Origin of the sequence: Hydrogenophaga laconesensis, from assembly GCF_031457235.1 — a bacterium.
Lineage (GTDB): Bacteria > Pseudomonadota > Gammaproteobacteria > Burkholderiales > Burkholderiaceae_C > Hydrogenophaga > Hydrogenophaga laconesensis.
This window is the reverse complement of sequence record NZ_JAVDWE010000007.1, coordinates 244,090-268,368: the sequence shown is the minus strand read 5'-3', so window position 1 is coordinate 268,368 and position 24,279 is coordinate 244,090. Positions and strand designations below refer to the sequence as shown.

The 24,279-nt window shown below is 59.8% G+C and carries 21 protein-coding genes and 2 tRNA genes; 6 read left to right on the top strand and 17 right to left on the bottom strand.

Annotation, left to right across the window (positions count from 1 at the left end; all coding sequences use genetic code 11):
- Positions 1-903 precede the first annotated feature (903 nt).
- From J2X09_RS14555 to J2X09_RS14545, 3 genes are all read left to right on the top strand, one after another.
- Positions 904-1,092 (top strand): hypothetical protein, encoded by a 189-nt coding sequence (locus J2X09_RS14555; RefSeq protein ID WP_204733935.1) that lies wholly within the window; start codon positions 904-906, stop codon positions 1,090-1,092.
- A 96-nt stretch (positions 1,093-1,188) separates the two neighbouring features.
- A complete protein-coding gene (locus J2X09_RS14550; protein ID WP_204733936.1) occupies positions 1,189-2,097 on the top strand; it encodes a hypothetical protein in 909 nt (302 codons plus the stop codon).
- A gap of 171 nt (positions 2,098-2,268) precedes the next feature.
- Entirely contained in the window at positions 2,269-3,231 is a 963-nt protein-coding gene (locus tag J2X09_RS14545; RefSeq protein ID WP_204733937.1) for a tyrosine-type recombinase/integrase, read from the top strand.
- A gap of 103 nt (positions 3,232-3,334) precedes the next feature.
- Here J2X09_RS14545 and J2X09_RS14540 read toward each other — a convergent pair.
- Together J2X09_RS14540 and J2X09_RS14535 are read right to left on the bottom strand one after the other, a co-directional pair.
- Positions 3,335-3,411, bottom strand: a tRNA-Arg gene (locus tag J2X09_RS14540).
- A gap of 36 nt (positions 3,412-3,447) precedes the next feature.
- Positions 3,448-3,915: an Lrp/AsnC family transcriptional regulator gene (locus tag J2X09_RS14535; protein ID WP_204733938.1), complete on the bottom strand. Its 468-nt coding sequence runs from the start codon at positions 3,913-3,915 to the stop codon at positions 3,448-3,450.
- A 95-nt stretch (positions 3,916-4,010) separates the two neighbouring features.
- On the opposite strand from J2X09_RS14535, the gene J2X09_RS14530 reads away from it, so the two are divergent.
- Complete coding sequence (locus J2X09_RS14530) at positions 4,011-6,080, top strand: aminotransferase class V-fold PLP-dependent enzyme (RefSeq protein ID WP_204733939.1); 2,070 nt, start codon at positions 4,011-4,013, stop codon at positions 6,078-6,080.
- A 201-nt stretch (positions 6,081-6,281) separates the two neighbouring features.
- On the opposite strand, the gene J2X09_RS14525 is transcribed toward J2X09_RS14530, so the two are convergent.
- The 8 genes from J2X09_RS14525 to J2X09_RS14490 form a co-directional block, all read right to left on the bottom strand.
- Positions 6,282-7,058 (bottom strand): SMODS domain-containing nucleotidyltransferase, encoded by a 777-nt coding sequence (locus tag J2X09_RS14525; protein ID WP_204733940.1) that lies wholly within the window; start codon positions 7,056-7,058, stop codon positions 6,282-6,284.
- A gap of 3 nt (positions 7,059-7,061) precedes the next feature.
- On the bottom strand, positions 7,062-7,592 hold the full coding sequence (locus J2X09_RS14520) for an SLATT domain-containing protein (RefSeq protein WP_204733941.1): 531 nt from the start codon (positions 7,590-7,592) through the stop codon (positions 7,062-7,064).
- A 34-nt stretch (positions 7,593-7,626) separates the two neighbouring features.
- Entirely contained in the window at positions 7,627-7,995 is a 369-nt protein-coding gene (locus J2X09_RS14515; protein ID WP_204733942.1) for a M48 metallopeptidase family protein, read from the bottom strand.
- Between the two features lies 1 nt (position 7,996).
- Positions 7,997-10,939, bottom strand: coding sequence for a type I restriction endonuclease subunit R (locus tag J2X09_RS14510; protein ID WP_204733943.1), 2,943 nt, complete (start codon positions 10,937-10,939; stop codon positions 7,997-7,999).
- A 28-nt stretch (positions 10,940-10,967) separates the two neighbouring features.
- Positions 10,968-11,819, bottom strand: a complete 852-nt coding sequence (gene dinD, locus J2X09_RS14505; RefSeq protein ID WP_204733944.1) for a DNA damage-inducible protein D — start codon at positions 11,817-11,819, stop codon at positions 10,968-10,970.
- A 27-nt stretch (positions 11,820-11,846) separates the two neighbouring features.
- On the bottom strand, positions 11,847-13,136 hold the full coding sequence (locus J2X09_RS14500; RefSeq protein WP_204733945.1) for a restriction endonuclease subunit S: 1,290 nt from the start codon (positions 13,134-13,136) through the stop codon (positions 11,847-11,849).
- A complete protein-coding gene (locus tag J2X09_RS14495) occupies positions 13,123-14,970 on the bottom strand; it encodes an N-6 DNA methylase (protein WP_204733946.1) in 1,848 nt (615 codons plus the stop codon). The genes J2X09_RS14500 and J2X09_RS14495 overlap by 14 nt, the downstream gene beginning before the upstream one ends.
- Before the next feature lie 548 nt (positions 14,971-15,518).
- Positions 15,519-15,725 (bottom strand): helix-turn-helix domain-containing protein, encoded by a 207-nt coding sequence (locus J2X09_RS14490; RefSeq protein ID WP_310308613.1) that lies wholly within the window; start codon positions 15,723-15,725, stop codon positions 15,519-15,521.
- 191 nt (positions 15,726-15,916) lie between these two features.
- Between J2X09_RS14490 and J2X09_RS14485 the strand changes: the two genes are divergently transcribed.
- Positions 15,917-16,324 carry a hypothetical protein gene (locus tag J2X09_RS14485; RefSeq protein WP_204733948.1) on the top strand — a complete coding sequence of 136 codons (408 nt, stop codon included), beginning with the start codon at positions 15,917-15,919 and terminating at the stop codon, positions 16,322-16,324.
- On the opposite strand, the gene J2X09_RS14480 is transcribed toward J2X09_RS14485, so the two are convergent.
- The 3 genes from J2X09_RS14480 to J2X09_RS14470 form a co-directional block, all read right to left on the bottom strand.
- Positions 16,311-16,586 (bottom strand): hypothetical protein, encoded by a 276-nt coding sequence (locus J2X09_RS14480; protein WP_204733949.1) that lies wholly within the window; start codon positions 16,584-16,586, stop codon positions 16,311-16,313. The two genes, J2X09_RS14485 and J2X09_RS14480, sit on opposite strands and share 14 nt — an antisense overlap.
- A gap of 751 nt (positions 16,587-17,337) precedes the next feature.
- The gene (gene trfA / locus J2X09_RS14475) at positions 17,338-18,165 is read right to left on the bottom strand and encodes a plasmid replication initiator TrfA (protein ID WP_310308611.1); all 828 of its coding nucleotides are present in this window, start codon (positions 18,163-18,165) and stop codon (positions 17,338-17,340) included.
- Between the two features lie 33 nt (positions 18,166-18,198).
- Positions 18,199-18,432: a DNA-binding protein gene (locus J2X09_RS14470; RefSeq protein ID WP_204733951.1), complete on the bottom strand. Its 234-nt coding sequence runs from the start codon at positions 18,430-18,432 to the stop codon at positions 18,199-18,201.
- Positions 18,433-18,945: 513 nt separating this feature from the next.
- On the opposite strand from J2X09_RS14470, the gene J2X09_RS14465 reads away from it, so the two are divergent.
- Positions 18,946-19,584: a helix-turn-helix domain-containing protein gene (locus J2X09_RS14465; RefSeq protein ID WP_204733952.1), complete on the top strand. Its 639-nt coding sequence runs from the start codon at positions 18,946-18,948 to the stop codon at positions 19,582-19,584.
- A 136-nt stretch (positions 19,585-19,720) separates the two neighbouring features.
- Here J2X09_RS14465 and J2X09_RS14460 read toward each other — a convergent pair whose 3' ends face one another.
- The 4 genes from J2X09_RS14460 to hrcA form a co-directional block, all read right to left on the bottom strand.
- On the bottom strand, positions 19,721-21,859 hold the full coding sequence (locus J2X09_RS14460) for a hypothetical protein (protein ID WP_204733953.1): 2,139 nt from the start codon (positions 21,857-21,859) through the stop codon (positions 19,721-19,723).
- A gap of 58 nt (positions 21,860-21,917) precedes the next feature.
- On the bottom strand, positions 21,918-23,000 hold the full coding sequence (locus tag J2X09_RS14455; protein WP_204733954.1) for a site-specific integrase: 1,083 nt from the start codon (positions 22,998-23,000) through the stop codon (positions 21,918-21,920).
- A 110-nt stretch (positions 23,001-23,110) separates the two neighbouring features.
- Positions 23,111-23,187, bottom strand: a tRNA-Ile gene (locus tag J2X09_RS14450).
- 23 nt (positions 23,188-23,210) lie between these two features.
- Positions 23,211-24,230, bottom strand: coding sequence for a heat-inducible transcriptional repressor HrcA (hrcA, locus tag J2X09_RS14445; protein WP_204733955.1), 1,020 nt, complete (start codon positions 24,228-24,230; stop codon positions 23,211-23,213).
- Positions 24,231-24,279: the final 49 nt, after the last annotated feature.

Genomic DNA, 24,279 nt, shown 5'->3' with positions numbered 1-24,279 from the left:
TTTGAATGCTTGTCCGTATCGAGCCACTGTCGTCCTTCATCGCCGCCCCCAGGTTCTTGGTTCTATCGGGGCGACAACTATTCTGACGCGGGGGGAGGGCGACTCTTCACTGCAACCCATACAAGCACGCTTGCGCCGATTCTCCTCGGCAAGCCTTGCAATTTCTCTGTTCAACCAACGGATTCCACAAATGGCCAACAGGATTCCAACAAGCATGAATACCTTGAGCAGATCTGGCGCCGACATTTGAACTCCTGGTTGAACACAATCGTTGAAAAATATTCTAGGCGTCCATGCTCAGAAAGCAAGCTAAGCGCAGCGGAAAAGCGTGCTCCTGCGAATGTCATCGCAACTTGGTTTGTTGAGCATTGGCAACGGGCCCCTAGATTTTTCATTCACCCGATGTACTCCGCTTGCCAGCGGCCTGCAGGTCGAGCTGCAGTCGACGAAACATTGACCGCGCGGCCTTGACATCAGGGCCTCTTGTGCGAACTTGGTCTGACCAATCCACACGCAAGAGGAACGAATGACTCCCACTCTCCAAGAAGCGATTCGGGCCACGGCCTGGCGCCAAACCCTCAGACAGCACTTCGACGTTGCCGCGCTGAATCGATCTATCACCGGGGCGCCCCACTGGCTCTTGAAGTCGGTGTGCGGACGCAACCTGCTCGTGCAGAAGCTGCGTCAATTGCGGCCCGGCCTGGGATTCTCGCTCTGGGCAACCCGCAGTGCATTGGATCCCCTGCTCGAGGCCATGGTCGACGAGCTTGGGCTGCGCACGATGCCGGAACCTAGCAACCTGCATGAGCAGATCTGCTTTCTGCGTTGGGCCGCTGCACGAATTATCTCGAGGGAGCCACTGCGCTTGCTTGGCCGAGGTTCCCTCCTCACAGGAGCTCGGGCATGAACTCCACTACCTGGCTGATGCTCGGATTCTTGATTTTTGTTGTCTGGATCGCGTATCAAGGCAACAGCAGCGCGAGAGGCCGATCATCACACTCTGATGACGACGATGACGACCCCTACAAGCAGATTCAGGATCAGATGGAGGAGGACCACTTGTACCGCCTCTGGCAGGACAGCGACTACTGATTCAGCCATGACAAAACCATCACACATCAGCACAAGCCAGGTGACATCTGACTTGGTTCCTGCGAAACATGCCACCGTCCGGACCGCAGGGATGCCATGAAAGAAGAACGGCAATCACTGCTCGTGAAGTGTTTAAGCGAGATGCAACAGGGAAGCCAGACCAGGGGTGCAGGGCGCACAGCCCTTCAAACAGGCGAAAACGCGATGGATCCCGGCGTACAAACCGCAGAGGATCTGGACCAACTTGCCGTCACGGCGACCCGGCTGGCCTACCGGCACCGCCAAAAAGTCACCTTCAATGACCTCCTGGCAATTCCCGTGCTGTTCTGCGAGACGGACCATGTGGTCGTTAATAACGGCCCAGCTCTGCGGCCGCGCTCAACACATTGGGACATGGTTCAGGAGGCCCTGCAAAATTGGGCACCCGAAGGCGTACGCACAAGTGTCCTGCACCGGCTACCGTGGGTAACCGATCTTGAGCACTGGGAACCTGAGACCACCCGCTTCTTGCTGGAACACGCGCTGCCCGGAGGTGCGACGTTTCAGCATGAGCTCGCACTACCAGCACATCAACCTGCACAAAGCCCAGCATCGCGCCTTGGCTTCATCCTGCTGGTGGCAAGCAGTGAACGAGGCTGGCCAACGCGATGGCTGCGCCGTGTGCAGGAGGGCGCACGTCTCAAAGCTGTCCTGAAATTTTTGCTCGAATTCGAAGGGGCATGTGTCGCGCAAGTGGGTGCGGTGTTACCCGCATCGGAAGCACTGACACAGGGAATCTGCGACTGGTTGACGCTGGAGGTCGAGCTCTCAGGCCACAACGCCTGGGACCTTCATCTCGACCGATACGACGCGGATCGCAGGTGGATCCATCTCGCGCGAGCAGGCGAGCCAGCGTCCCAGCTTCGCGTCCCCCTCCGGTCCCATCTGATTGGTTCGACCGGCCTGTCACGAATCGCGTCCCACATGGGCCTACTAGCCCCACGCCACCCAGAGGTACGGCAGTGAAGCGCAGTCTTGAGATGTATCTGCTGGCGATTGGCATCTGTGGACTTACGCTTGGCTATGTGGCTTGGCCGGGGACTGCATGGGGAGGCGCCCTCAGCGTCGTGCTGCCTTTCATGTGCGGACTTCAGCCAACGCGGCTGCGAGCTTTGGCAATCTCCGCTGGCTATTACCTTGGCGCGCTCGGCCCGTACCTTTGACCAAGCTGCAGGGCGCTTCATTGAAGAGAATGCGCATATGGCGTCAGTGGAGTCGTCTGGCTATCACCTGAAGGCCGTGATGCCCTACATTGGCGACCTTCTGCTTGAGCAAGTTCATTCAGGAACACTGCAGCCTTTCATTGATGCTCGACGCGAGGCAAAGATCTCACACAAATCGATCAATTTGAGCCTGGGCGCGGTGCGTCGAGTCCTCAATCTGGCAGCGGGAACTTGGCGCGATCCCGAGTCGGGCAAACCTTGGCTGGTCTCTGCCCCCCTGATCACCATGTTGCCTTTGATAGGTCATCAGCGTCCTCCACGGCCGATCACTTGGGACGAGCAGGCGCATTTGCTGAAGGAGTTGCCGAAGCATCTTCACGACATGGCGCTGTTTACTCTGCACAGTGGCGTGCGAGACGATGTGGTTTGCAATCTCCAATGGGCTTGGGAGATCCCAGTGCCGGAGCTCAACATCTCAGTTTTCGAGACCCCGCCAGAAAACGTCAAGGGGCGCCGCACTTCAAAGCTGGTGGTGTGCAACAGCATTTCCCAGGCCGTGATTGAAGAAGCGCGGGGGCACCACCCGACCCACGTTTTCGCGATGTCTTGGCGCCACCGTGAACTTGGACCAATCAAGGCCATGAACAACAGCGCGTGGCAAGCAGCGCGCTCAAGGGCGGGTCTGGGCGATCTGCATGTCCACGACCTTCGCCATACGGTGGGCATGCGACTGCGTGAGGCTGGCGTCAGTGAGTCGACCCGGCGGGACGTCCTGTGGCACAGCAATCGCTCCGTTACGGACCACTACTCCATGGCCCAGATCCGAGAGATTCACGAAGCTCTGGAGAAGATCACAAAGCCGACCAACGGCTGGAACAAGAGCCTCCAGGCGCTGAAAGCGGAGCATGCGCTGCGGAAAGCCGGCACACGAACTTGAGCCTCGGATGCTGATGATCAATTCCGAGTCCCGCAAAAGTCCCGCAGCAAAGAAAAACGGGCTAGCTCTTTTGGAGCTAACCCGTTGTTCTAGAACGATGTTCTGGTGCGGCTGGCAGGAATTGAACCCACGACCCCTTGGTTCGTAGCCAAGTACTCTATCCAACTGAGCTACAGCCGCGAAGCCTTGAATTATAGCAGCATTTTTTGCGCTTCCCTACCTGGCGTAACTCAGCGGAAGCGCTGTCGTGAATTTGAGCTGTTCCATGGCGAAGCTGGAGCTGACATCCGAGACCTGATTGCCTGCGATCAGACGCTTGTAGACCTTGTCATAAGCGGCGATGTCAGGGACGACGACCCGAAGCAGGTAGTCGACATCACCGCTCATCCGATAGAACTCCACCACCTCCGGAATCAGCGAAACGGTCGCCCGGAAGCGCTCGAACCATTCCTCGGAGTGAATGCTGGTTCGCACAGCAACGAAGACGGTCACCCCCACGTTGACGCGCAGCGGATCGAGCAGCACGACGTTCTTCGCGATCACACCGCTTTCCTTGAGACGCTGGACACGCCGCCAGCAGGGCGTCTGTGTGAGGCCCACCTGCTCTGCGAGATCGGCGATCTGCATCGTCGCGTCCTCCTGGAGCAGGGCAAGAAGCTTGATATCTATGGAATTCAATTTCATGATTTCTATTATCAGAAGAATTTGATTCCATTTTTTCAACCATATAAAAGAATTTTGCACTCAGTTTCTCCAGCAGCACTTCGACAATGCCGGCCATGGACATCTATCTCGACTCCAATGCGACCACCGCCGTGCTGCCCCTGGCTCGTGAAGCGGCCATGAAAACCATGCAGGATGCGTTCGGCAACCCGAGCAGCGTCCACAGCGCTGGGTTGCGAGCCCGTTCGGTTCTGGACGCGGCACGTACCAGCGCGCGTCGCGTTCTCGGCATGCCAACGGGCCGCATCCTGTTCACGAGTGGCGCCACCGAGGGCATCCAGACCGCTGTCCTTTCATGCCTCAACGCCTGGCGGGAGAAGCGCGACAGCGGAGAAGCACTGCCAGGGTTGTTGCTGTATGGGGCAACCGAACACAAGGCAGTGCCTGAAGCGCTCAAACACTGGAACAAGGTCCTTTGCCTGGGGCTGAACGTCCAGCCCATTCCCGTGGATCGCAACGGACGCCATGCACTGGAATGGCTGCGGCATCACGCTCCGCAGGCCGCCATGGTGTGCACGATGGCGGCCAACAACGAAACCGGGGTCGTGTCTGATCTCGACGGAATCGCGTTGGCAATGAATGGGAGCCCCGCCTTGTGGCTCGTGGACAGCGTGCAGGCTCTGGGCAAGCTGGATCTCCGGCTGGCCGAGCGGCGAATCGACTACGCGCCCTTCTCCGGCCACAAGCTTTACGCCCCCAAGGGGGTCGGCATGCTGTACGTGCGCGAAGGTGCACCCTTTACACCCTTGATGGCGGGTGGCGGCCAGGAGAATGCCGCGCGGTCGGGCACTGAAAACATGGTCGGCATCGCCGCACTCGGCGCGGTGCTGAAGGAGCTGGAACGCGGCCGGGCATTTCACCCTTCGTCCGTCCTCGAAGCCTATCGGAAGCAGCTCGTCCATGCATTGCGCACCGCCTTTCCCGATCTGGTGCTGAACACACCTCTGGCAATGGCGCTGCCGACCACGGTCAATTTTTCCGTGCCTGGCGTGACATCACGTCTGCTGCTGGAGGTCTTCGATGCTGCCGGGCTGCGCATGAGTGCTGGCTCAGCCTGTGGATCGTCACGCGCGCAACCGAGCTACGTGCTGGAGGCCATGGGCCTGGAAGCCTGGCGCGCAGCATCTGCAGTGCGGCTCTCCTTTGGAGCCGCCGATACCGAAGACACCATCGAAGAGGCCTGTAGACGCATACGCCAGTGTGGGCTGGCACTCAAGGCCAGCCGCCTGCTTCCCGACGTTGCGGCGGGAACCGATGCACACAGCGTGGTGACACGCTTCGCCGCAGAGGGTGAATGCACCTACGTCGTGACAGACCCGGGCCAACGGCGTTGCGTCGTCATCGACCCGCGTGCCGAACAGGTTGAACCCATACTGCAATGGATGAGGTGTCGTGGTTGCTCGCTGGTGGCCGTGCTCAATACGGCACACGATGACGGCAAGCAGTCGGGGGCCGCTTCGCTGAAGCATGCCGCCCGAGCACTGGCGCAACCGGCCCCTACCCCCTGCGACCCGCTGGGTTGGCCGCTCGCCCAGGACCTCATTGCGCTCGGTCCATGGCAATTGAGACGCCTCCAGGACGGCGTTCTCGAACTGTGGGAGCACGGTGCGCTGCGCTACAGGTTCGGTGCTGACGCAGCCAAGGCGATAGATGTGGACGGCGACATCGTCTTCGATTTGCCGCGCCACGACCCCGACGCCCGATTGGCCATTGTGGCGGGCCGGTCGATCACGGAGCCGTCGTCCGAGCCCCTCGAGCTCTCGGTGAGCGGACTGCACACCTTGCTTCAGCAGGCACCCGCCATCCGGTTGGTGGATGTGCGCGAGCGGGTGGAACAGGCCGTCGGAGCCCTGGTGCCGGGAGATACCAGGCTTCGCGTCGATCGCGCGCCCATGAGCGAAATCATCAACGCGTTGCCTGGCTGGCTCGGACAAACGGCGGAAATACCGCTCGTCCTGGTCTGCCGCAGTGGCAACCGCAGCGCTCAGGCGGCCAGAGCCTTGCGCGGCATGGGACGGCAAAACACCTGGAGTCTCGCGGGCGGCGTCGCGCTGTGCGGACAGGATCTGTTCAACACCGCCATGCCGGAACAGGAAACAGGGATTGGTAGGCCGTGTTGGACTTGAACCAACGACCAAAGGATTATGAGTTGGCTTGCAACGGTGTGTACCTAGGGAAGTGTACCGGAAGCAACCGTAGCCAAGAAGAGCTGAAAGTACTTTGGTGACAGTAACTTAGCGAATTCTTCCGAAGGCAGCGTTAGCTGATGGCTGTACCGCTCGCGTACCTCAAGAACACAGGCCACCCAGGAGCCTAGGCGGATGGCATCAGAGGCGAAACAGCTTCCTGATCTCACCTTCGGCCTTGAGCGGCAAGCCCTCAGCCTCGTATCGCTTGGCGTTCTGGACGATGACCTTGGCGCGAGTGATCTCGTTGTTGACCCTCTGCGTGTACGAGAAGTCCGTGCTCAGGGCATCGATCACCGCGAAGAAGTAGTCCCGCTGGTTCGATGCGAACCAGAACGACAGGCCACAGACCCACTTTTCCATCTCGAAGGATGGAAAGACGTAGCCACTGGCCGCGTTCCAGAACTTGAACAGACGGATCGTCGGCTTGATCAGCGAGCGGTGCTCTTTGTTCTTGGATTCCAGCGTCGTGTTGAAGTCGTTGGGATTGGTGACCTGCCAGCCACCTGAACCGTTCGGGATTTGCAATTGGCCGAACCAGTCCGTGGTGGCCGGCACCAGGTCGAACTTGATATGGTTCAGCTCCAGGACGATGGTCGGCTGTGACTGGTAAATCTCGGAGGTGCCGTAGCGCCGTTCAACGAAGGACCGGAGGCGGTTCAGGTACGTCTGCGGCGTGGCGCTGGCATCGTTGAACACGATCATGTAGTCGACATCGGACTGCTCATCCATCGACCTCGGTAGGATGGTCCCGCGCGTGGACGACCCGAAGCGGAAGTGCTGCTTGATGGCGCCAGCTTGGAAGTGCAGGCCGAGTCGGCTCTCCAGCGTGCTCACCGAGGTATTGATGGACTGTTGCTCGGTGCCGGACAGCACCGCGCTACTGGCCAGGTCGGTCAGAAAGCTCAGGACGGACATCGCTCAAACCCCTTCATCAACTTTGTGCGTGGCTTCGCCCTCCTCAATGCCCTTGCGGGCAGCGACGAACGCACGGCGAGGGATGCTGGGGCTCTTCTGGTTCAGTTCATTCCTGGCGGCTGAGAGTGCCCTTAGCTTGTCGGGTAGCTCGGCCAGGCGATCGAGCTGCAGCAGTTCGATCTCCCGAAAGAAGCGAGCCTCATTGCGAAGGGCTAGGAACTGACCCGCTGCGGCCCGATGCAGTGCAGCACGCTCATTGGGCTTCAGGAAGGTCATCAGGCCGGTCAACAGGGAGGCGAGCAGCGTCATCGCCATGGCCCACTCGGGATAGCTCTTGATCAGCGATGCGCCCGCGATCACTCCCAGCACCGTGGCCGGAACACCGAGCCAGTAGTTGCGCTTGACCCAGGTGTCTTCGGCGTTGAAGTGGCCCTTGCTGGAATAGGTGGCGTCCTCTTCGATCCGCTGCGCTTCGCGCCGAAGTGCCTCGATGGTCGCGGCGTCAGTCCCGCTGCCAGCCTTGGTGTCCGTCATTTCATCTTCCCTGATGTGTTGTTGATCTGTTGCTTCAGCATCCCGTCTTCACAGGTGGGCTGTCAGCCTCAGATTCCAGTTGCCGCCATGTCGGCACATAGGCGCTCATCAGCGCCTTGAAGACCCGCCCGTGGTTGGCATATCGCATGTGCAGCAGCTCATGCACGATCACGTAGTCCTGGAACTCGTTGGAACGGTCCACGAGGTCATGGGCCAGCGTGACGGTGCCTTGGGACGTGCAGGATCCCCACTTGTGCCGCATGTCCTGCACCCGGATGACACGCGGATTGACCCGCAACTTCACGGCCCAAGCCAGGGCGCGCTGCCTCAGGTCCTGAACGGGGTAGCCCGAGCCCTTGCGACGGCGCTGGGCGGGTTGCTTGCGATGATTTGCCGTCGCCATGTCAGCCATCCGAATCTTTCAGCAGCACCGCGATCATGGCGTCCACCACGCGCGCGCGCGCTGTGGCAGACAGCTTGAGCAGCGGGTGGTAAAGCGATGCCCGCAGTCGGCGCTTCTCGTCGGAGTTCACTACCGAGTTCGGGAATTTTCCAAGTTGGATCTCGGCCTCCCGCGCCAGCGCCATGGGATCGATGCTGGCCTCCTTCAGGTCTGCATCCGCCCGTAGCGTCCAGTAGACGTTGAAGGCCCGGCCGGACAGTCCGCTGTCCGCTGCGGCCTGCATCGCAGCCTCCTTCTCGGCCGCCAGCGCGGCGAGCTGGTCCATCGCGGCCAGGCCGGTGGTGCGCCTCTCCTCCATGTCCTTCAGGATGCGCTCGGCGCGGTCCTTCAGCGGCTGCAGCACGGGGGCTGCGTTGGCGTCGTCGTCAATCTCCTTCTGTAGGCCGCGCACCAGGTTGAACACCTTGCCCTCGTCGGTACCCGCGTCGCCACGCAGCGACTGCAAGGTCTTGGTGTCGAAGGTGATGCTCTTGGTCAGCCGCCCCAGGCCCTGCTGGGTGGCGTTCTCCTCGATCAGCCGGCGGGTCTTGTAGGCCAGGTCCGCGACGAAGCCAACCTTGTCGGCGTAGGCGTTGCGCACGGCGGCGTACAGCACAGAGAGCTGCTTGTACGTGGCGATGTGGTCACGCAGCTCAGGCGACGGCGACAGGATTTCCCACAGCGCTTCGATCTCCTTGTAGCGCTCGAAGAAGGTCTTGCGCACGTCGGTCGCGAGGAATCGACCATAGACCACCTTTTCCAGCTTTTCGTCGGCGCCGCCATCACCCACATCTACCAGATAGTCCGCCTTGACCAGGACGATCTTCTGCTGGAAGTCGGCCATCAGCACGTCCAGGTCCTCGATGACGCCGCTCACATCATCAGAGTCGAACTTCAGGGCCTTCTTCAGCTCGCGCAGCACGCCCACGAAGTCCACCACCAGGCCGACCTTCTTGCTGACGCCCTGGGCATCCACATAGGGGCGGTTGACCCGTGCAATGCTCTGCAGCAGCACATGGTCGCGCATGGGCTTATCCAGGTACAGGCAGTACAGCGGCGGAGCGTCGTAGCCCGTGAGCAGCTTGTCCGTGACGATCAGGATCTTGGGCTCGCGGTCCGCCTTCTTGAACAGCAGGCGCACATCCTCCTCGCGCTCGGGGCTGATCTGCAGCTCGGCCACCAGCGGCCGGTCCACGATGTCGGCCGCGTTGTCGGTGTAGACCGGCACGGTCCACTCGGGGGGCAGCAGCTTGTCCAGGGCGCGCTTGTACTTGGCGCAGGCCTCGCGGTTCACCGCGACCACGAAGGCCTTGTAGCCTAGCGGCATCACGTTTTCCTGGAAGTGCTGCGCCACGAAAGCCGCAACGTTCTCGATGCGATCGTCAGCACACAGGAAGGTGCGCAGGCCGACCGAGCGGTCCAGCACCTTGTTGAGTTCATCGATGTCGGTGATGCCCTCAGCTTCGGCCAGCTCGAAAAACTCTTTGTCCAGCCGTTCCGCAGGAACGGTCATCTCGGACGGCGCCATCACATGCTTGATCGGCAGCGTGGTCTCGTCCTCGATGGACTCTTTGATCGAATACTTGTCTAGGTAGCCCAGGTCATCCTGCGCGCCAAAGATCTTGAAGGTGCCTTCGCCCTGTGCGTTGTTGGCGATAGGGGTGCCGGTGAAGCCCAGGATGGTGGCGTTGGGTACCGCAGCCATCAGGTAGGTACCGAGGTCCTTGGCCACCGAGCGGTGTGCCTCATCGATGAACACATACAGGTTGTCGCGGGTGCAGCTCGCCTTGGAGATGCCCTCGAACTTGTGGATCATCGAGACGATCAGGCCCCGGAAGTCAGCGTCCAGCAACGACTGCAGCTCGGCCTTCGAGTTGGCCCGCTTGGTCGCGATGTCCTGTTTCTGCATCTCGCCCAGCAGCCGCTCCACCCAGCCTTTGAGCTGGCCTTCCAGTTCGGTGCGGTCCACCACGAGGATGACGGTGGCGTTCTGGAATCGGGCCTTGTCCTCCAGGATGCGCTTGGCCGCCGTCAGCAGCGTGAAGGTCTTGCCGGAGCCCTGGGTGTGCCAGATCAGGCCACGCGTCTTGGCGGGATCGGCGCAGCGGTCCAGCACGGCCTGGATGGCGCGCTGCTGATGCTGCCGCAGCACCGACTTGCGCGTTTCGCCATCCTGCACGTAGAACAAGATCCAGTGCTGCAGCGTGCGCAGGAAGTCGGTCGGCTCGAAGAATGACTGCACAGCGAATCGGTAGGTCTCCTCGGGCACCTGCTTCCACCGCGCCATGTCGCGGCGCGTGACGTTCCAGGTCACGCCGTACCAGTAGTCCAGCAGGTGCGTCACGTTGAAGAGCTGGGTGCTGGCCAGCAGCTCGGGCGTCTCCAGCTCGTAGCGGCGCAGTTGCTTGATGCCGCGCTCGATGGCGTCGCCGTCCTTCGGGTTCTTGTGCTCGACGATGCACACCGGCACGCCGTTGACGACGAACATCACATCGGCCCGGTTACCCTTGCGGGCAGGCGGCTTGATCCGCCACTCCCAGGTGACATGGAAGTCGTTGGCGCCCGGCGTGCCGAAGTCGATCAGCGTGATGCGACGGTGGCGCTTCTCGGCCTCGTCATACCAGCCATGCTCGCCACGCAGCCAGGCCAAGAGCTGGCGGTTGCCCTCGATGGTGGGCGGCAGCGCCTCCAGCGCGTCGATCACGCCGCGCACACCCTCATCACTGAGCCACGGGTTGAACTCGGCCAGCTTGTGGGCGAGCGTGCCGCGCAGGAAGCTGCCGGCCTCCCCGCCGCGTCGGTACAGCGCCTCTTGCGGCGTCAGCGGTGTCCAGCCGATCTCGACCGCGTGGTCCACCATCGGAAACTGGACGCTGCCGGCTTCACTGATCTTGAGTTCACTCATGGGGCAGGAGCTTTCAGGTTGCAGGCCGTCACTTCTTGGGGCTGGCCAGCTTGGAGGTCTGCTTCGGCAGCTTCTTCGCCTCTGACTTCAGGCGGCGCTCCAGCTTCTTCACGTCCTCGGCGGCCGGTAGCTCCTCTGGAACGATGTCGCGGTCGGTCAGGAGTTTGCGCACGTCGCGGTTGTTCTTGACGTGCTCGTGGGTGATGCTGGCCTCGCCGCGCAGGTCACGCTGCTTCACCTGGGTGTTGGTGATTTCGTTGGCGAAATCCTTCGCCTTGATGGTGATGGTGGGCAGAAAATCAGCCAGCGGGCGGCCCTCCGGTACAGCCAGCCTGCCCTTCATGTTCTGCGTGCTCAGGCCGCCGAACAGGGCCGCGTCGCCCTTACTGAGGATGCGGCCGAAGCCTTGGCTGTCGATACCGCGCTCGTACAGCACGCCGGACAGCTCCTTCTGCGACAGCGTGAGCTTCTCGCGCGCCTGAAGCCGTTCCCACTCGGCGATGCGGGTCTCGATCAACTCCTGCTTGCGCGTCTGCACCGCGAAGTAAGTCATCGCGAAAGCGATGGCATCCTTGCGCGGGTCGCCGTTTTGCGCGATCAGATAGCAGGCGTAGCGCGTGAGGGCGATGTCCTCCACCGGGCGCTCGGCCTGAGAGCCGATCTCGACCATTTTGCTGACGTCAGCAAAATGGTCGGCCACCGGCTGCCCCGCGTTCTGGCAAGCGATCTTGGCCTTCTCCACCACCAGCTCGAAGTTGCGCCACTGCGCGTAGCCCAGCAGCTCCTGCAGCTCGCGCGCCAGCCAGAACTCCACGCCATCCTTCTGATGGGCGCAGTCCTCGAAGCTCTTGTGCAACTTGGTGATCAGTTCCTTCTTCATCTTCTTCTCTCCCTTCGGCTAGTCGGTTCAGGTGGCAGGCTGCAGGGCGCTGAGGTCCAGATCGTTGACATCGATCTCGCCGGTCATCAGCTTGTGTAGCAGTGCCTTGAACAGTTCTTCGAGGACGGCTTGCTTCTGCTGATGCAGGGCCATCTTTGCGTCGATTGCGTCGAGGACTTCAGCGATTTCGTTCTGCTCTGCCAACGGCGGCAAAGGGACTGGCAAGCTGCGCAGGAACGCACAGGTCAACGCACCTTTAGTGCTTCCGCCACCAGCGCCGACTTGCCGCAGATAGTCGTACTGCGTTTCCAGGTAGCCACGCAGGAAGACCGGATTCGCGCGGGTCGTATCGGTCTGCACATATGCGACATGTTGACTGACCGTGGCCTCGGTGCGTAGAACTGCGCAATGTCCTAGCGTCTTGCCTTGGCCAGTGATAGCTATCAGCAGCGCGCCGGGCTGGATCTTGGGAAGATGGCATTCCCGAAGCGCGGTCTCGGTGACGAACTGGTCCCCCTTCGTGATGTTCCGGTCGTAGACCTTGGAACTCGTCAGCCAGGGATAGGCGCCGCCATTCCAGTACTCGCTAATTGTTCGCTTCGGCGTAGACCCATTTCCCACTCGACCAAGGCTGCCAAGTGGTACAGCATCCCAGCTAGCCGGCAGCGGCCCGATTTCACTCTCAATGAGGGGGGCTCTGTGAAGGCCCTGCGCAAATAGCGCTTCGAGCGCAGACTTCTTGAGCTTTTGAGCGGCCTCCAATGCAGAGGCCTCGATTCGGAGTGCGCTTTGAACCTGTTCAAGCGATCTTGCTATGCGGTGTTGGTGGTCTGCGGGCAGGCTCGGGTAAGGCAAGTCAAGCAGAACAGCCTCAGGAACGCGTTGGCGCCCGGTCGTGCCCTCCATGCGTTCCGCGACAAAGCTACGAACCTCCGGGTGCAACAAGTAGAAGAAGGCCAGGCGGATATCAGAGGTTGGGCCCTTGGGCCGCAGCGGGATTACCTCGGTCGTTGCGTAGCCAAAATCACCTGGCAAGGCGCTCGCCAGGGCCTGCTTTCCGTTTTCGAAGGACGGTGTGATCTTTGCAACGAGTAGGTTCCCCCGCTCAAAGTAAGTGCCGCTCGAAATGTCCTCCACGCGCCTCACGAAATAGGAGTCTGGCTCGTAGGCCCCATTCTGAGGTACCGCATCCATAGGCAAAAACGTCAGCTCCTGTGCGGCGAGCGTCATTCCACGCGGCTTGCGAGTAATCTCGAAATGATCACCGAAGCGCGACCACTTCCATTGATGCGGCAGGCTGGCTTCAAACAGGCGCATCGCTCACGCCTTTCAACAAGTTTGCCAAGGCATGAGATAGGCGTGATGCCTCTCCATCAAGTTCGTTGATTTGCTTCAACAGTGCTGAGATAGAGCCGACTTCCGTCTTGTTGTTTTGGCCCACCCACCGATTCGGGCTCAGGTTGTAGTCCGCATCAGCCGCCTGCGCCTGTGTGATGACGGTCACCTCCCCTTCAACAGCCTCGCCCTTCAGATACATCGCCGCCAGAGGCTTGATTTCCTCTTCAGGCAGGTAGTTCTTTGGCTTGCCCTTCTTGAAGCGCTTGCTCGCGTTCAGCAGCACGATGCGGCCCTGGCGGGCGGCGGGCTTGCGCTTGTTGAGCAGCACGATGACGCCGGCCGCCGTGGTGTTGTAGAACAGGTTGTCGGGCAGCAGGATCACCCCGTCGATCAGGTCCTGCTCGACGAACCACTTCCGAATGTTGCGCTCCTTGTCTTCATTTTTGGAGCCGCTGCCACGCGTCACCGCGCCGGTGTCCAACACCACGGCCGCGCGACCATGATCGTTCAGGCAGGCCAGGGTGTGCTGCAGCCAGGCCCAGTCGCCCTTGCCGCTGGTGATGCCGCCGGCCGTGCGAAAGCGGTCATAGGGGTCGTTGGCGAAGGTGGTGTCCGCATCGAACGGCTGGTTCCACATCGGGTTGGCGATCACGATGTCAAAGGCCTGGATGCGGCCATCCGGCGTGCGGAACTTGGGGTTCAGCATGCTGTTGCCCCGCGCCAGCTCGATGTCCATGTCGTGGATCTTGGCGTTCATGTGGGCCACGGCGTAGCTGGCGCCCTCCAGCTCCTGACCATAGAGCTTGAGCGGCACCTTGGCCATCGGGTCCAGCTCGCGCGAGACGAGCTGCAGCTTGATCAGCAGGCCACCGGAGCCGCAAGCGAAGTCGTGGCACGTCTCGCCAGGACGGGGGCGCAGTAGGTGCGCCATCAGGAAGCCGGCTTCGGTCGGGGTGAAGAACTCACCGGCACTCTGCCCCGAGCCTTCGGCGAACTTGCGTAGCAGGTACTCGTAGGCCCGCCCAAGGAAGTCGGGCTGCACATCGGCCAGGCCCAGGCGGTAGCGAGGGTCCGAGAAAGTCTCGATCACCTCGCGCAGTTTGGCGGGGTTGATGTCGCGCTCGCCGTTGCGCTCGGCCGCGAAGTCCACCACGTCGATCACGCCGGACAGGCTGGGGTTGTGCTTGACCACGCCGCGCAGGGCACGGGTGAGGTGCTCGCCAGCGTCTTTGGGCGCTGTGCTGCGGCCTTTGTCGTCCAGCGGCCAGTCGAAGGCCTCGCGCCCGCTGATCACGCCCCAGCGGGCTTCAGGGGGCAAGTAGAAGCGGAGGAGTGAGTGATCGGCCTCGGCGATCTCCAGCGCGGTGGCCTTGTCGCCGTAGTCTTCGGCCAGGCGGCTCACCTCGTCGTCGAACACATCGGACAGGCGCTTCAAAAAGACCAGAGGCAGCAGGTAGTCCTTGAACTTGGCCGCGTCCTTCTCGCCCCGGATCGAGCACGCGGCATCCCACAGCATCTGCTCCATGGGTTTGGTGGTCAGCGCCTGATCGCCCGACTTCGGTGACCGCGCCCGGCGGCGGCTGACCTCGACAGCGGCTGCCTGGGAACTGAGTTCTTCCGTTGAGATGCCGGCCTCCACGGCGAGAGCCTGGATGGCGGCGGCGGCAGCCTTCTGCGGCTTGGAGAGCCCGCCTTCCCATCGGTTGACGGTGGCAAAGGACACGCCCAGGCGTTCACCCAGTTGTTCCTGGGTCAGGTTGAGGGTAGCTCGAAGCGTGCGCAGCGCGGCAGGCAAGTCGTTCAAAAATGTCATGTTTGTTATGTTTGCAATAACGTGACATTTTGTCAAGCCTGTGCCGAACCCTTGAGGCGGAAGGGAAAGGACCGCGACGCCGAAGCGCGCCCAGCGGCAGGCACACGCGAATCAGCGCTGCCGTCACGCGCCCATCGCCCCACCAGACAGGTGGCGCCAATTCAGGCCATGGGACAGGAGCGATCGGATGTGCCTGGACGGGGAGTGGTAGGCCGTGTTGGACTTGAACCAACGACCAAAGGATTCCGGTTTGTGTCCATTTCTGGACTCCCTGGACTATGCCTTCGCCATAGGCCAATGGCCTGAAGGCGGGCGCCGTCTAGTCTCTACACCTTCCCGATGTTCCGGGCTTGGCTCGGCATTGCCTTGCGCCTTGCGGCCGTCAGGTTTCACCGAATTTGACGCCATTCACGCACCCGGTTTCCCTGGGTGGTGCACAACTTTCGCTATGAGTCCTCTGCTCTGACCAACTGAGCTAACGGCCCACTCAGCCGAGATTCTACCGTGCTGGTTACAGCAGTCCGTTGCGTTTCGCCTGCGCGAAAACGTCAAACCGCGCCAGCAAGAAGGCGTTCAACGCGCGCCAAAACCTCTGACGCGGGCAAGCCAAGACCACCCGCAATGCGCAGCATCAGCGCCAAAGATGGCTGGCGTTCTCCACGCTCCAGCTTGCCGTAGTACGACCGGTCGACATTCGCCAACAAAGCAAACTGATCCTGCGCGATGCCCTGTTTCAAGCGCTCGGCTCGGATCACTTCGCCGAAGGCCGCCGCAGCCTGGGGCTCGAACGAGGTTGCCCGCCTTGCTGGCGAGGGGACCGTTCGTTTTGATGGGGCAGGCTGAGACACGCGGCGAGGATGCCGACAGTGCTATGTTCCTGGCCACGGCATATATGCCTCTAGCTGCGGTGCCGCACAACCAAGATCTCCCATCGAACAGGCCAACCATGAACAGTTCCGACTTTGCCGCGTCCGATCTCGCACAGCTCACGCGGGATGTGCTGTCGCGCTCCTTCGAGGCGGCACTTCCCGCCAACCTCAACGAATCATGGCTGCGCAGCATTGCGCGTGACCTCGCTTGCGGGTTTGGCGAAATTGACGCAGGCGGCAGTGCTTGCGACCACCTGGCCGCCCCGTTGGCGCTCGTTCTCCATCTGCTGCGAGGCCAAGGTCGAACTCAGGAACTCATCTCACACGATGAGCTGATGGCTTGCCTCAACGATTACCGGGTTGAAATCGCCTTGGAGATGGTCAACCGCACGACGCCGGCTCAGTCCACACCAGCCACCATCGAGACCATCTTTCGTGACCGTGAGGTCGCAAGTTGGTCTCGCGATGACCTCAACCCTGCGTGATTGCGGTGGCTCGGTACGCGCGGATCTCCTGCCCGTAATCCAGGCGGATGCGTTCGATGCTCGCGGTGTCCGTCACATGCAGCCGACGCAGTTCAGCGGCGAGATCGGCCAAACGCCGTTCGATGCGTTCGGCGTGGTCGGCACAGACATCTGCAGCCCCTTCCAAGTCAGCCAGCTCTGCGCTGCAGATGCCCATGAGGTCAACGATGCACTCGCGAGCGCACTCGAACGCCACCGCCTCGTCTTGGCTCCATTTCTGCATTCCGCTCTCCTTGTCATCGTTCGGCCTGCCCACCGCATGAAGATCATGTCACGAAACCACCAAGCACCAAGCAGGAGGGAGGTTTGACATTGCATCGGCGGAAAGCGCGGTGTATGACAAAAGCGGCCCGAAGGCCTATCCTGCCCTAGTCCTCAGACCTCCCTCGATACCGCCAACGTGCCAGGCCGAACAGAACAACTTCGGGACAGATACTGGCCAAGTCAAGAACAACGCCAGAGCATCGGCGGGTCGCGATCAGAACACCCACAGTTCACTAACAGAGCAAGGCGGGACACTTCAGGTACAGGATCGGGACCGCAGTTGCTTTTGACACCTGAATCAGGTGATGCGAACACTGGCAGGGACCGTTCCGACGGCTACAAGACCCCTTCGGGCTTTCGGTGGAATCGAAGATCACCAGCCCCTCCATCAAGACCAAACAGACAGGCGCGACGCTCAATCGATGGCCCAAGCTTGCCCCTCCCGCGTGCAGCCATCGACAAGCAGCGCTTGTGCCCATCACCGTGCCCACTTATCCACAGAACCGTGCCTCTTACTAGATTAGAAAGAGATTAAAGAAGATTAGGTGCCACAGCCTCGCGAACGCAACCCATTGATCCCAATGGAGTTTTTGCCGATTCTGGCTGTGGACAATGTAGGCGCTGTGACGGTAATGCGCATGCGCTGTGACGGCAACCCGTATGCGTCGTGACGGTACTGTGGATAGGCTGTGGAAGGCGCTGTGACGGTATCAAGCCAGCGGCAGCAAGGCGGGCTCGGCCAACGGTGGCTCCGTCGAGATCTCGCCTGGGGCCTGTAGCCGCCATCGACTCAAGCCGTGCCGTACATGCAGCAAATCGCCCACCAGGCTCGCACTGACCTGGCTGCCATGCTTCTTGGCCGCAATGCCCCACTCGGCGGCTGCGTGCTTCAGCAACTGCCGAAAGCTGCGCATGCACGCTGTGTCGCTGCCGGACAGCTTGTGCAGAAACTGCACCGTCAATGGGTACGGTTGGTCATGCGTTGAATAGAACCCGTGCAGCCACTGCGCCAGAGGCTTGCCATCCAGCTCATTGCGAATGACCCAATCGATGTACGTGAAATGGGCGGCCTCGAAGAACGGGCGCCAGGCCACATTGATGACGACGACATACCGCTTCGTGCGATCGTCCTGAATGGCGTCATGGATCAGGCTGCCGATGTACGTCACCCGCCGCCCCTGTACATTGCATGACAGCTCCAGGGCGGTGGCCTTCAACCGCAGGATTCTTCTGTGAAGGGTGCGGCGGTTGCCCCCAGTGTCGGTCTTGCAGATCAACCGCAGCAGTTGGTAGGCCGTGAATTCGCATTGAACCCCCAACGGCTGGCGTCGCGCGAGATGCAAGATGGCCTCCCAGACATCCAAGTCACCCTGATCCAGGCGCTGACCCGTGTAGAGGATCTGAGCGTCCCCCGTGGTGGCGACTTGCACCTGCTCAAGGTAGCGGCGGGCACCCTTGCCAAAGACGCCGAACAAGGCGGAACGCAGCGCCACATTGGGCACTCCGCGCGCTTGCTCAGGCCATGGTTCCGGCCACATCGCCTTGGACATCGTTGCCAGCAGAGAAGTCGATCAGGCCGCAGCCCCTTCAATGCAACCGCAGTCGATCAACCTGGCGATGAGGCCGGCTTTGAAATGAACACGTCGACCGATCTTCACTCGCGCCATGGCGAGCTGCCGCCCCAGGGCGTTGTTGCCCCGGATGGTGATTCGCAACCCTTCAGGGCTTCGATCCAGCAACTCCGCCACCTGCAACAAGGTCATCAACGGGCCGTACTTCTCAACAAGCGCTTGCTCCGTGGTCATTCGTATTTCTCCGCAATCAACACTGAAGATTGCGCAAGATTACGGATGAGGCGAGAATGATTGGTCGATGTTTTCTGAACAAATACTTCCGACCACGTTTGAGCCGTGCACGACCAAGAGAACCTCATCACACCCGGCACGGATGCACGCGTTGCCAAAGCGATTCAGCACTGCATGGCCAGGATCACAGAGAAGCACTCTGTGACATCGCGACGGCACGCCATCACGACGCTGCTCAAGGCTGAAGTGGATGGGGAAGTGGCGCGCGTCCTTGCGTCCTATCGGGGCAGCTGGAAGCGGGAGCTTCTGCAAGGATTCGTTCCATCAAAGGCCTGGCTTCAAGCGCCAGAGGGTGACAAGCCCGTTGCCGGCGCCACAACAGTCCTCACGGCGATAGGCTGCGCCGAGAGGTGGCGAGCGCGGCTTAGGCACGCTGTCCGCAGCGCACAAGGCGACGCAGGATCGCCACCGAGCAAAGCCTGCCTAAGGTTCTGCCGCACCCTGGACACCCTGATGCGACTGATCGACACGCTCAGCCGCAAGCAGCCAGAGCACACTGGCGGCCCAACCGGACGGGTCTATCTCAAGGCCAAGGGGCGTTACGCGGACTATTGCGACCTGTGCTGGCGGCCGTCGGAGGTGACGGCAAAAGGTGATCAGCGTGATGAGGACAACCGAAAGCTGAGCACCAGCCGACGTTTTTGCAGCGAGCACAACCCTCAGACATCGGCATCGAACTACAGACGGGATCTCAAGTTCAAGGCCGACTTCTGGGCAGAGATGGAAAACATCCGCAAGCTCGGCCTCGCTCGGTATGACACGAAGTTCAAGTTCATACCGGATGAGACCACGCCATCGGGGTGGGAGCTGCACCTCGTGCCGGTCAGCGCACACCCAGAGGATGTGCGGCGAGCTGCTTATGCGCTTGTGCACAGCAAGCTGCGAGGCACACCTGCGCAGTGCCTGGCCATGAAGATGCAAGGGCTCAGTCCGCAGGAGACGGCGGTACGGCTCGGCATTACAGACCGCACTGTGCGGCTCGCCTTGTCTGGCGTGATGCCAAAGCTCAAACAGGCCGAAGTGATTCGGTGGGGTGAAGCGCCACGGAGCAGGATTGCTTCACGCATGGCACCTCAGACCTGCGTTTTGTAGTCAGTCAGTATCGCGACTTACGATCCTTCGGGATTCAGTTCGAAGCAGGTAGTGTTCAGGCCATAGCCACCACGCTATCAGGTACTGCGGGGGAAGGGCCGACAAATAGCGGAGGCGCTCGAGCATAAAAAAACTCTCACGTGAGGTCCAGATTAATTTTGCCCTGATAGATTCTGATTCGTTTCTTCGCACGCTCAATCACGTCATCGAAATGCAGGATTTCGAAATACGTTTCCCCGAGCGGCTGCCGACTATACGGATCGATCAGGGGGTTGGAGTAAAACCACCCCTTTCCTTGGGAGAATGGAGTCCAACCACTCAGGCGCAACGGATTAACAGTGTCACCAATCAAGTAGCCATATATCTTCCGAATTTTGCCGCCAGACTTTGAAGCAAGGAGATATGCATATTCTGATAGATCTCCAATGTGCTCATCCACATTTACTCCGGGCGCCTTGAACTCAACTATGACTGCAGAGCCTTCGCTGTTGAATAGAGCAATGTCTGGGCGCTTGGCTTTATTATCTTCTACGCGCTTGGATAGAAGCTTCTGAAACTCAACATCAATATCACCATCAAAAACTTTACCTCCACCACTCCAGGATATATCAGCCAAAGGCACATCAGACGCAATATAATTGTAATAGTGATACTCTTCACTCAGAAGCCACATATCGTGGTCGCTGACCTCATCGCTATCCTTACGCATCGGAAAAAAGATGCTATGGATTATGCGTTCATCTTTGCGGCGAACTCCTTCCTTAATGGCCTGCATAGCAAGATTCTTTCCGCATGCAAGATCGAGCACCTCGACAATCGCAGCACGGCGGACGACGAGCTGCGACAAGTTTGCCATATCAAACTTCTTAAGCGACGAAGTGTATTTCCAGGCTAACTCGTTGATTTTTTCTCGAAATTCCTCTGTATCAGGCTCCGTCTTCTTTATTTCTTCCTTTAGCTCGAAAATGGCGCTCGTCTCATCAATCACCTGCTCTTGATACTTTTTCAGAACCCGTTCCGCCACGACCTGGGCGGTCTCGCCGTAGCGAATTCTTGTCGATGTATCCTGAAGCATTGCCTCACTAATGCCAAATTGATTGACAATATTGTGTAGCACAGCATCTCTGCTCCAGTTTGAGGGGTCAACCATCTCGACGATGACGGGGTCGATAGCCTCGTGAATCGCCGCATAAGAAATCTTCTCCGTGGAGAAAAGATCCCCGCTTGGGATGTCATCCGGAATTCCATTAAAATCATCGCGCTGCTCGTTTACGCGAACATCCAAATACTCACTCTCGATAAGCACAAAGTGGTAGAAGCCCCCTACTGGGTTGATTTGCTCCGCCCGCGTCCGAAAATATTTCGACGTGACATCCTTAACTGGAGATGACTTGGCGCAGAACGCCACCGCGTTATTCGGTAGGTTGTATTTTGTTGCATCAAGTTGATAATGGGATAGATTGAAGCTTTGGTGCGTACCCAACCGTTCTCCCGTGGCGGGATCGCACTCTTCAACAGACACCATTTGCTGCCTAGTAACATTCGGCAGGTCTGCACGTTTTAAGGAGTCACTTCGCTCTGACGATTTGACCAAATCTCCGTTCTTGCGTTGGCGTGTAACGAAATTGATCTCGAAGTCTCCAATTTGGTCACCAAGTCCGACAAGTCTTTGCAGGAAAGTTAGGAGCATCTGTTGCTTGAGCGTCGGCGCGGAATACAGATCAACTGGTGAAGTCTTCCTGAGGATGCGGTCACGAACTGGCGCCCTCAGATTTTTCAGAAAAACTTCTGTTCCGAGATTGCTTGCTGCTCCTGGAATGGATGAAAAATCCTGAGGAGTAATCTGTTTCGTTGGCTCGGAGTAGCTCACCTGACGTCTAAAGAAGCCATCTCCGGTGCGGTAGGTGCTGTCTAGTGTGAGCGTGGAGAAATGATGGAAAAATTGAATTCGGCCTGCCCCCATACATTTTCCAATGCCAGGAATAGGCAGATCATCCTTGTAAGACGTATCTTTCGTTAGAAACGCTTCGAGCTGATCATCCCCCAGGCCGCAACCATTATCTCCACAGGAAATCGACATATCATCCAGATCGCCGATTAAGTTTGTGGAAAAAAACTCGACCGCAATATCAATATGCAGATTTTTTGCGGAGGCGTCGCTGTTTTTGCGAATCAAAAAGGAGTCAATCGCATTGGAGATCAATTCCTCAAATACGACATAAGGATTTCTGCTGAGCTTTGTGCTTTTTAAGCTGCCTCTGATGTCGAGTGTCATGATGATTATTGAATTTGATTCCGTCGATGAATGATAGGCGGTCTGCACCCAAATGGCATTACGTCGCGTCGGATAAACGATCCAACTTAGCCACCAGATCCTCCGCCCTGAGATGGGTGTAGCGCTTGAGCATCTGCATCGACTTGTGCCCACTGATGGTCGACACCTCCTGGTCGCTAAGGCCGGCCTCGACAAAGCGGCTCACAGCTTCGTGCCGCAGGTCGTGGAAGTGCAGATCCGACATCCCCGCTTTCGCCTTGATCTCCAACCAAGCCTTGTTGAAGTTGTATGGCCGGCGCTTGCCATCCTTGCCCGGTTCGCCAAAGAACACCAGATGCGTTTCCCTCTTCGGGCGCAGTGGGTTGTCCACGGCCTCCTGAAACAAGGCCGACGCCTTGAGGCTGAGCGGCACCGTGCGTGGCATGGTGTTCTTGGTGTGTTTGAGCATCACCACCCGTCTCGCCAGATCGACCTGGTCAACCTTCAGTGAGGTGATCTCAGACGAACGCATGCCTGTCTCGACAGCGATGCGCACGATCCACCGCAGCATGGGATTGGAATACTGGTCGATCAGCTGCATCAAGCGCTGTTCTTCCTGAGCGCTCAGGCGACGGTTGCGCCCTGCACCGGGTGACGGCCGACGGATGTTGAGGACCGGGTTGTAAACCAGGCCGACGCCCCACTCCTTGATGGCCACGGTAAACAGGTGCCCGAGCAAGGCAAGCTCCAGGCGCACCGTGTTGGGCTGAAGCGGCTGAGGGTTGCCCTTGGCGTCCTTGCGGTGAACACCCGCCAGTCTGTCATCTCGGTACTTGGCGACCAGCTCTGATGTGATGCCCGCCAGCGCGTAGGCGCCAAAGTGAGCCTTGAGGGTGGCCGCTCGGGGCTTCTCGCCCTGCTGGGTGTACGGACGCTTGTGGATCGTCACTTCGCGCAAGTAGCGATCCATGGCGTCCGAGAAGAGCATCTTCTCGGCCTGGCTTCGCTTGACGTACATGCCGCGCACCATCTCGTCTTCGGTGGAGCGCGCCCAATCCTCGGCGTCGCGCTTGAGGCGGAATGTCTTGCTGGTGGTGGGGAAGCCGGTCTTGCGGATGACGGCTTTCCAGGTCCCTGATGGTGTCTTGACGATGGTTGGCATTCGAGGCTCTTGATGGGTCGTCTCTTAGCACTGTACCGAATTTGTACCTTTGGGCACTTTTCGGAGGCTGATGGTGACACACCAATCGCTTGCCAACCTCGATGAATAAAGGGGCCCCAGGATTTAGGCCCTGGCAGGCGCCACAGGATTATGAGTCCTCTGCTCTAACCAACTGAGCTAACGGCCCGAAGCACGCGATTGTAGAGGGCCCTACTTGTGATGGCTGAGGGCGTTTCCAACCAGTTTGGCCGTGACGTCAACGATCTGGATCATGCGCTCGTACGACATGCGCTGGGGGCCGATCACACCCAGCGTGCCCACGACCTGGCCGTCCACCTCGTAGGGAGCTGTGACGACCGACAGGTCTTCGTAGGGCACAACCTGGCTTTCGCCACCGATGTAGATCCGCACACCGTCGGCCTGCGCGGAGACATCCAGCAGACGGATGAGCTGGGTCTTCTGCTCGAACAGATCGAACATGCGGCGCAGATTGCCCATATCGCTGGAAAATTCGCTGACGGACAGCAGGTTGCGCTCCCCCGACACAACCACCTCATCCTGAGCCTGGTTGGGGTCGGCACCAATCTCCACCGCCGCTTTCATCAGGTCGGCGATCTCACCACGCAAGGCCTCGACCTCGGTCTTGAGCCGTTCGCGCACGGCCTCCATGGTGAGTCCCGCGTAATGGGCGTTGAGGAAATTGGCGGCCTCCAGCAACTGGGGCTGGGTGAAGCTCACCTGCGTGTGGATGATGCGGTTCTGCACATCACCTTCAGGCGAGACGATGATCACCAGTACACGCCGCTCGGACAGGCTCAGGAATTCGATGTGCCGAAACACCGAGGCACGGCGCGGTGCCACCACCACCCCCACGAACTGAGAAAGGTTGGACAGCATCTGAGCGGCGGTGCTGATCACGCGGTGCGGCTGTCCTGCCTCGATCCCGGGAGAAGCCATCTCGTTCATCGCCGACAGGCTCTCACGTCGCACGGTAAGCATGGTGTCGACGAACAACCGGTAACCGCGGGCCGTCGGAATGCGGCCGGCGGACGTGTGTGGGCTGGCAATGAGGCCGAGCTCCTCGAGGTCGCTCATCACGTTGCGGATCGTGGCTGGCGACAACTCCAGACCTGCGGCCCGGGCCAGGGTGCGTGAACCCACGGGCTGGCCGTCGGCGATGTATCGCTCGACGAGGGCCTTGAGCAGCAACTTGGCGCGGTCATCCAACATGGCTTCATTCTAAGTAAGGACGCGCCCGGCAGCACCGCGAGCACACAGG

Coding starts and splice junctions, on each gene's coding strand:
- J2X09_RS14535 (WP_204733938.1), bottom strand. CDS start 3,915: ATGAAATTGAATTCCATAGATATCAAGCTTCTTGCCCTGCTCCAGGAG.
- J2X09_RS14525 (WP_204733940.1), bottom strand. CDS start 7,058: ATGTCCGTCCTGAGCTTTCTGACCGACCTGGCCAGTAGCGCGGTGCTG.
- trfA (WP_310308611.1), bottom strand. CDS start 18,165: ATGTGGCCGGAACCATGGCCTGAGCAAGCGCGCGGAGTGCCCAATGTG.
- J2X09_RS14460 (WP_204733953.1), bottom strand. CDS start 21,859: ATGACACTCGACATCAGAGGCAGCTTAAAAAGCACAAAGCTCAGCAGA.
- J2X09_RS14480 (WP_204733949.1), bottom strand. CDS start 16,586: ATGCAGAAATGGAGCCAAGACGAGGCGGTGGCGTTCGAGTGCGCTCGC.
- J2X09_RS14550 (WP_204733936.1), top strand. CDS start 1,189: ATGAAAGAAGAACGGCAATCACTGCTCGTGAAGTGTTTAAGCGAGATG.
- J2X09_RS14520 (WP_204733941.1), bottom strand. CDS start 7,592: ATGACGGACACCAAGGCTGGCAGCGGGACTGACGCCGCGACCATCGAG.
- J2X09_RS14510 (WP_204733943.1), bottom strand. CDS start 10,939: ATGAGTGAACTCAAGATCAGTGAAGCCGGCAGCGTCCAGTTTCCGATG.
- hrcA (WP_204733955.1), bottom strand. CDS start 24,230: ATGTTGGATGACCGCGCCAAGTTGCTGCTCAAGGCCCTCGTCGAGCGA.
- J2X09_RS14465 (WP_204733952.1), top strand. CDS start 18,946: ATGCGACTGATCGACACGCTCAGCCGCAAGCAGCCAGAGCACACTGGC.
- J2X09_RS14555 (WP_204733935.1), top strand. CDS start 904: ATGAACTCCACTACCTGGCTGATGCTCGGATTCTTGATTTTTGTTGTC.
- J2X09_RS14470 (WP_204733951.1), bottom strand. CDS start 18,432: ATGACCACGGAGCAAGCGCTTGTTGAGAAGTACGGCCCGTTGATGACC.
- J2X09_RS14515 (WP_204733942.1), bottom strand. CDS start 7,995: ATGGCGACGGCAAATCATCGCAAGCAACCCGCCCAGCGCCGTCGCAAG.
- J2X09_RS14530 (WP_204733939.1), top strand. CDS start 4,011: ATGGACATCTATCTCGACTCCAATGCGACCACCGCCGTGCTGCCCCTG.
- J2X09_RS14455 (WP_204733954.1), bottom strand. CDS start 23,000: ATGCCAACCATCGTCAAGACACCATCAGGGACCTGGAAAGCCGTCATC.
- J2X09_RS14500 (WP_204733945.1), bottom strand. CDS start 13,136: ATGCGCCTGTTTGAAGCCAGCCTGCCGCATCAATGGAAGTGGTCGCGC.
- J2X09_RS14485 (WP_204733948.1), top strand. CDS start 15,917: ATGAACAGTTCCGACTTTGCCGCGTCCGATCTCGCACAGCTCACGCGG.
- dinD (WP_204733944.1), bottom strand. CDS start 11,819: ATGAAGAAGGAACTGATCACCAAGTTGCACAAGAGCTTCGAGGACTGC.
- J2X09_RS14495 (WP_204733946.1), bottom strand. CDS start 14,970: ATGACATTTTTGAACGACTTGCCTGCCGCGCTGCGCACGCTTCGAGCT.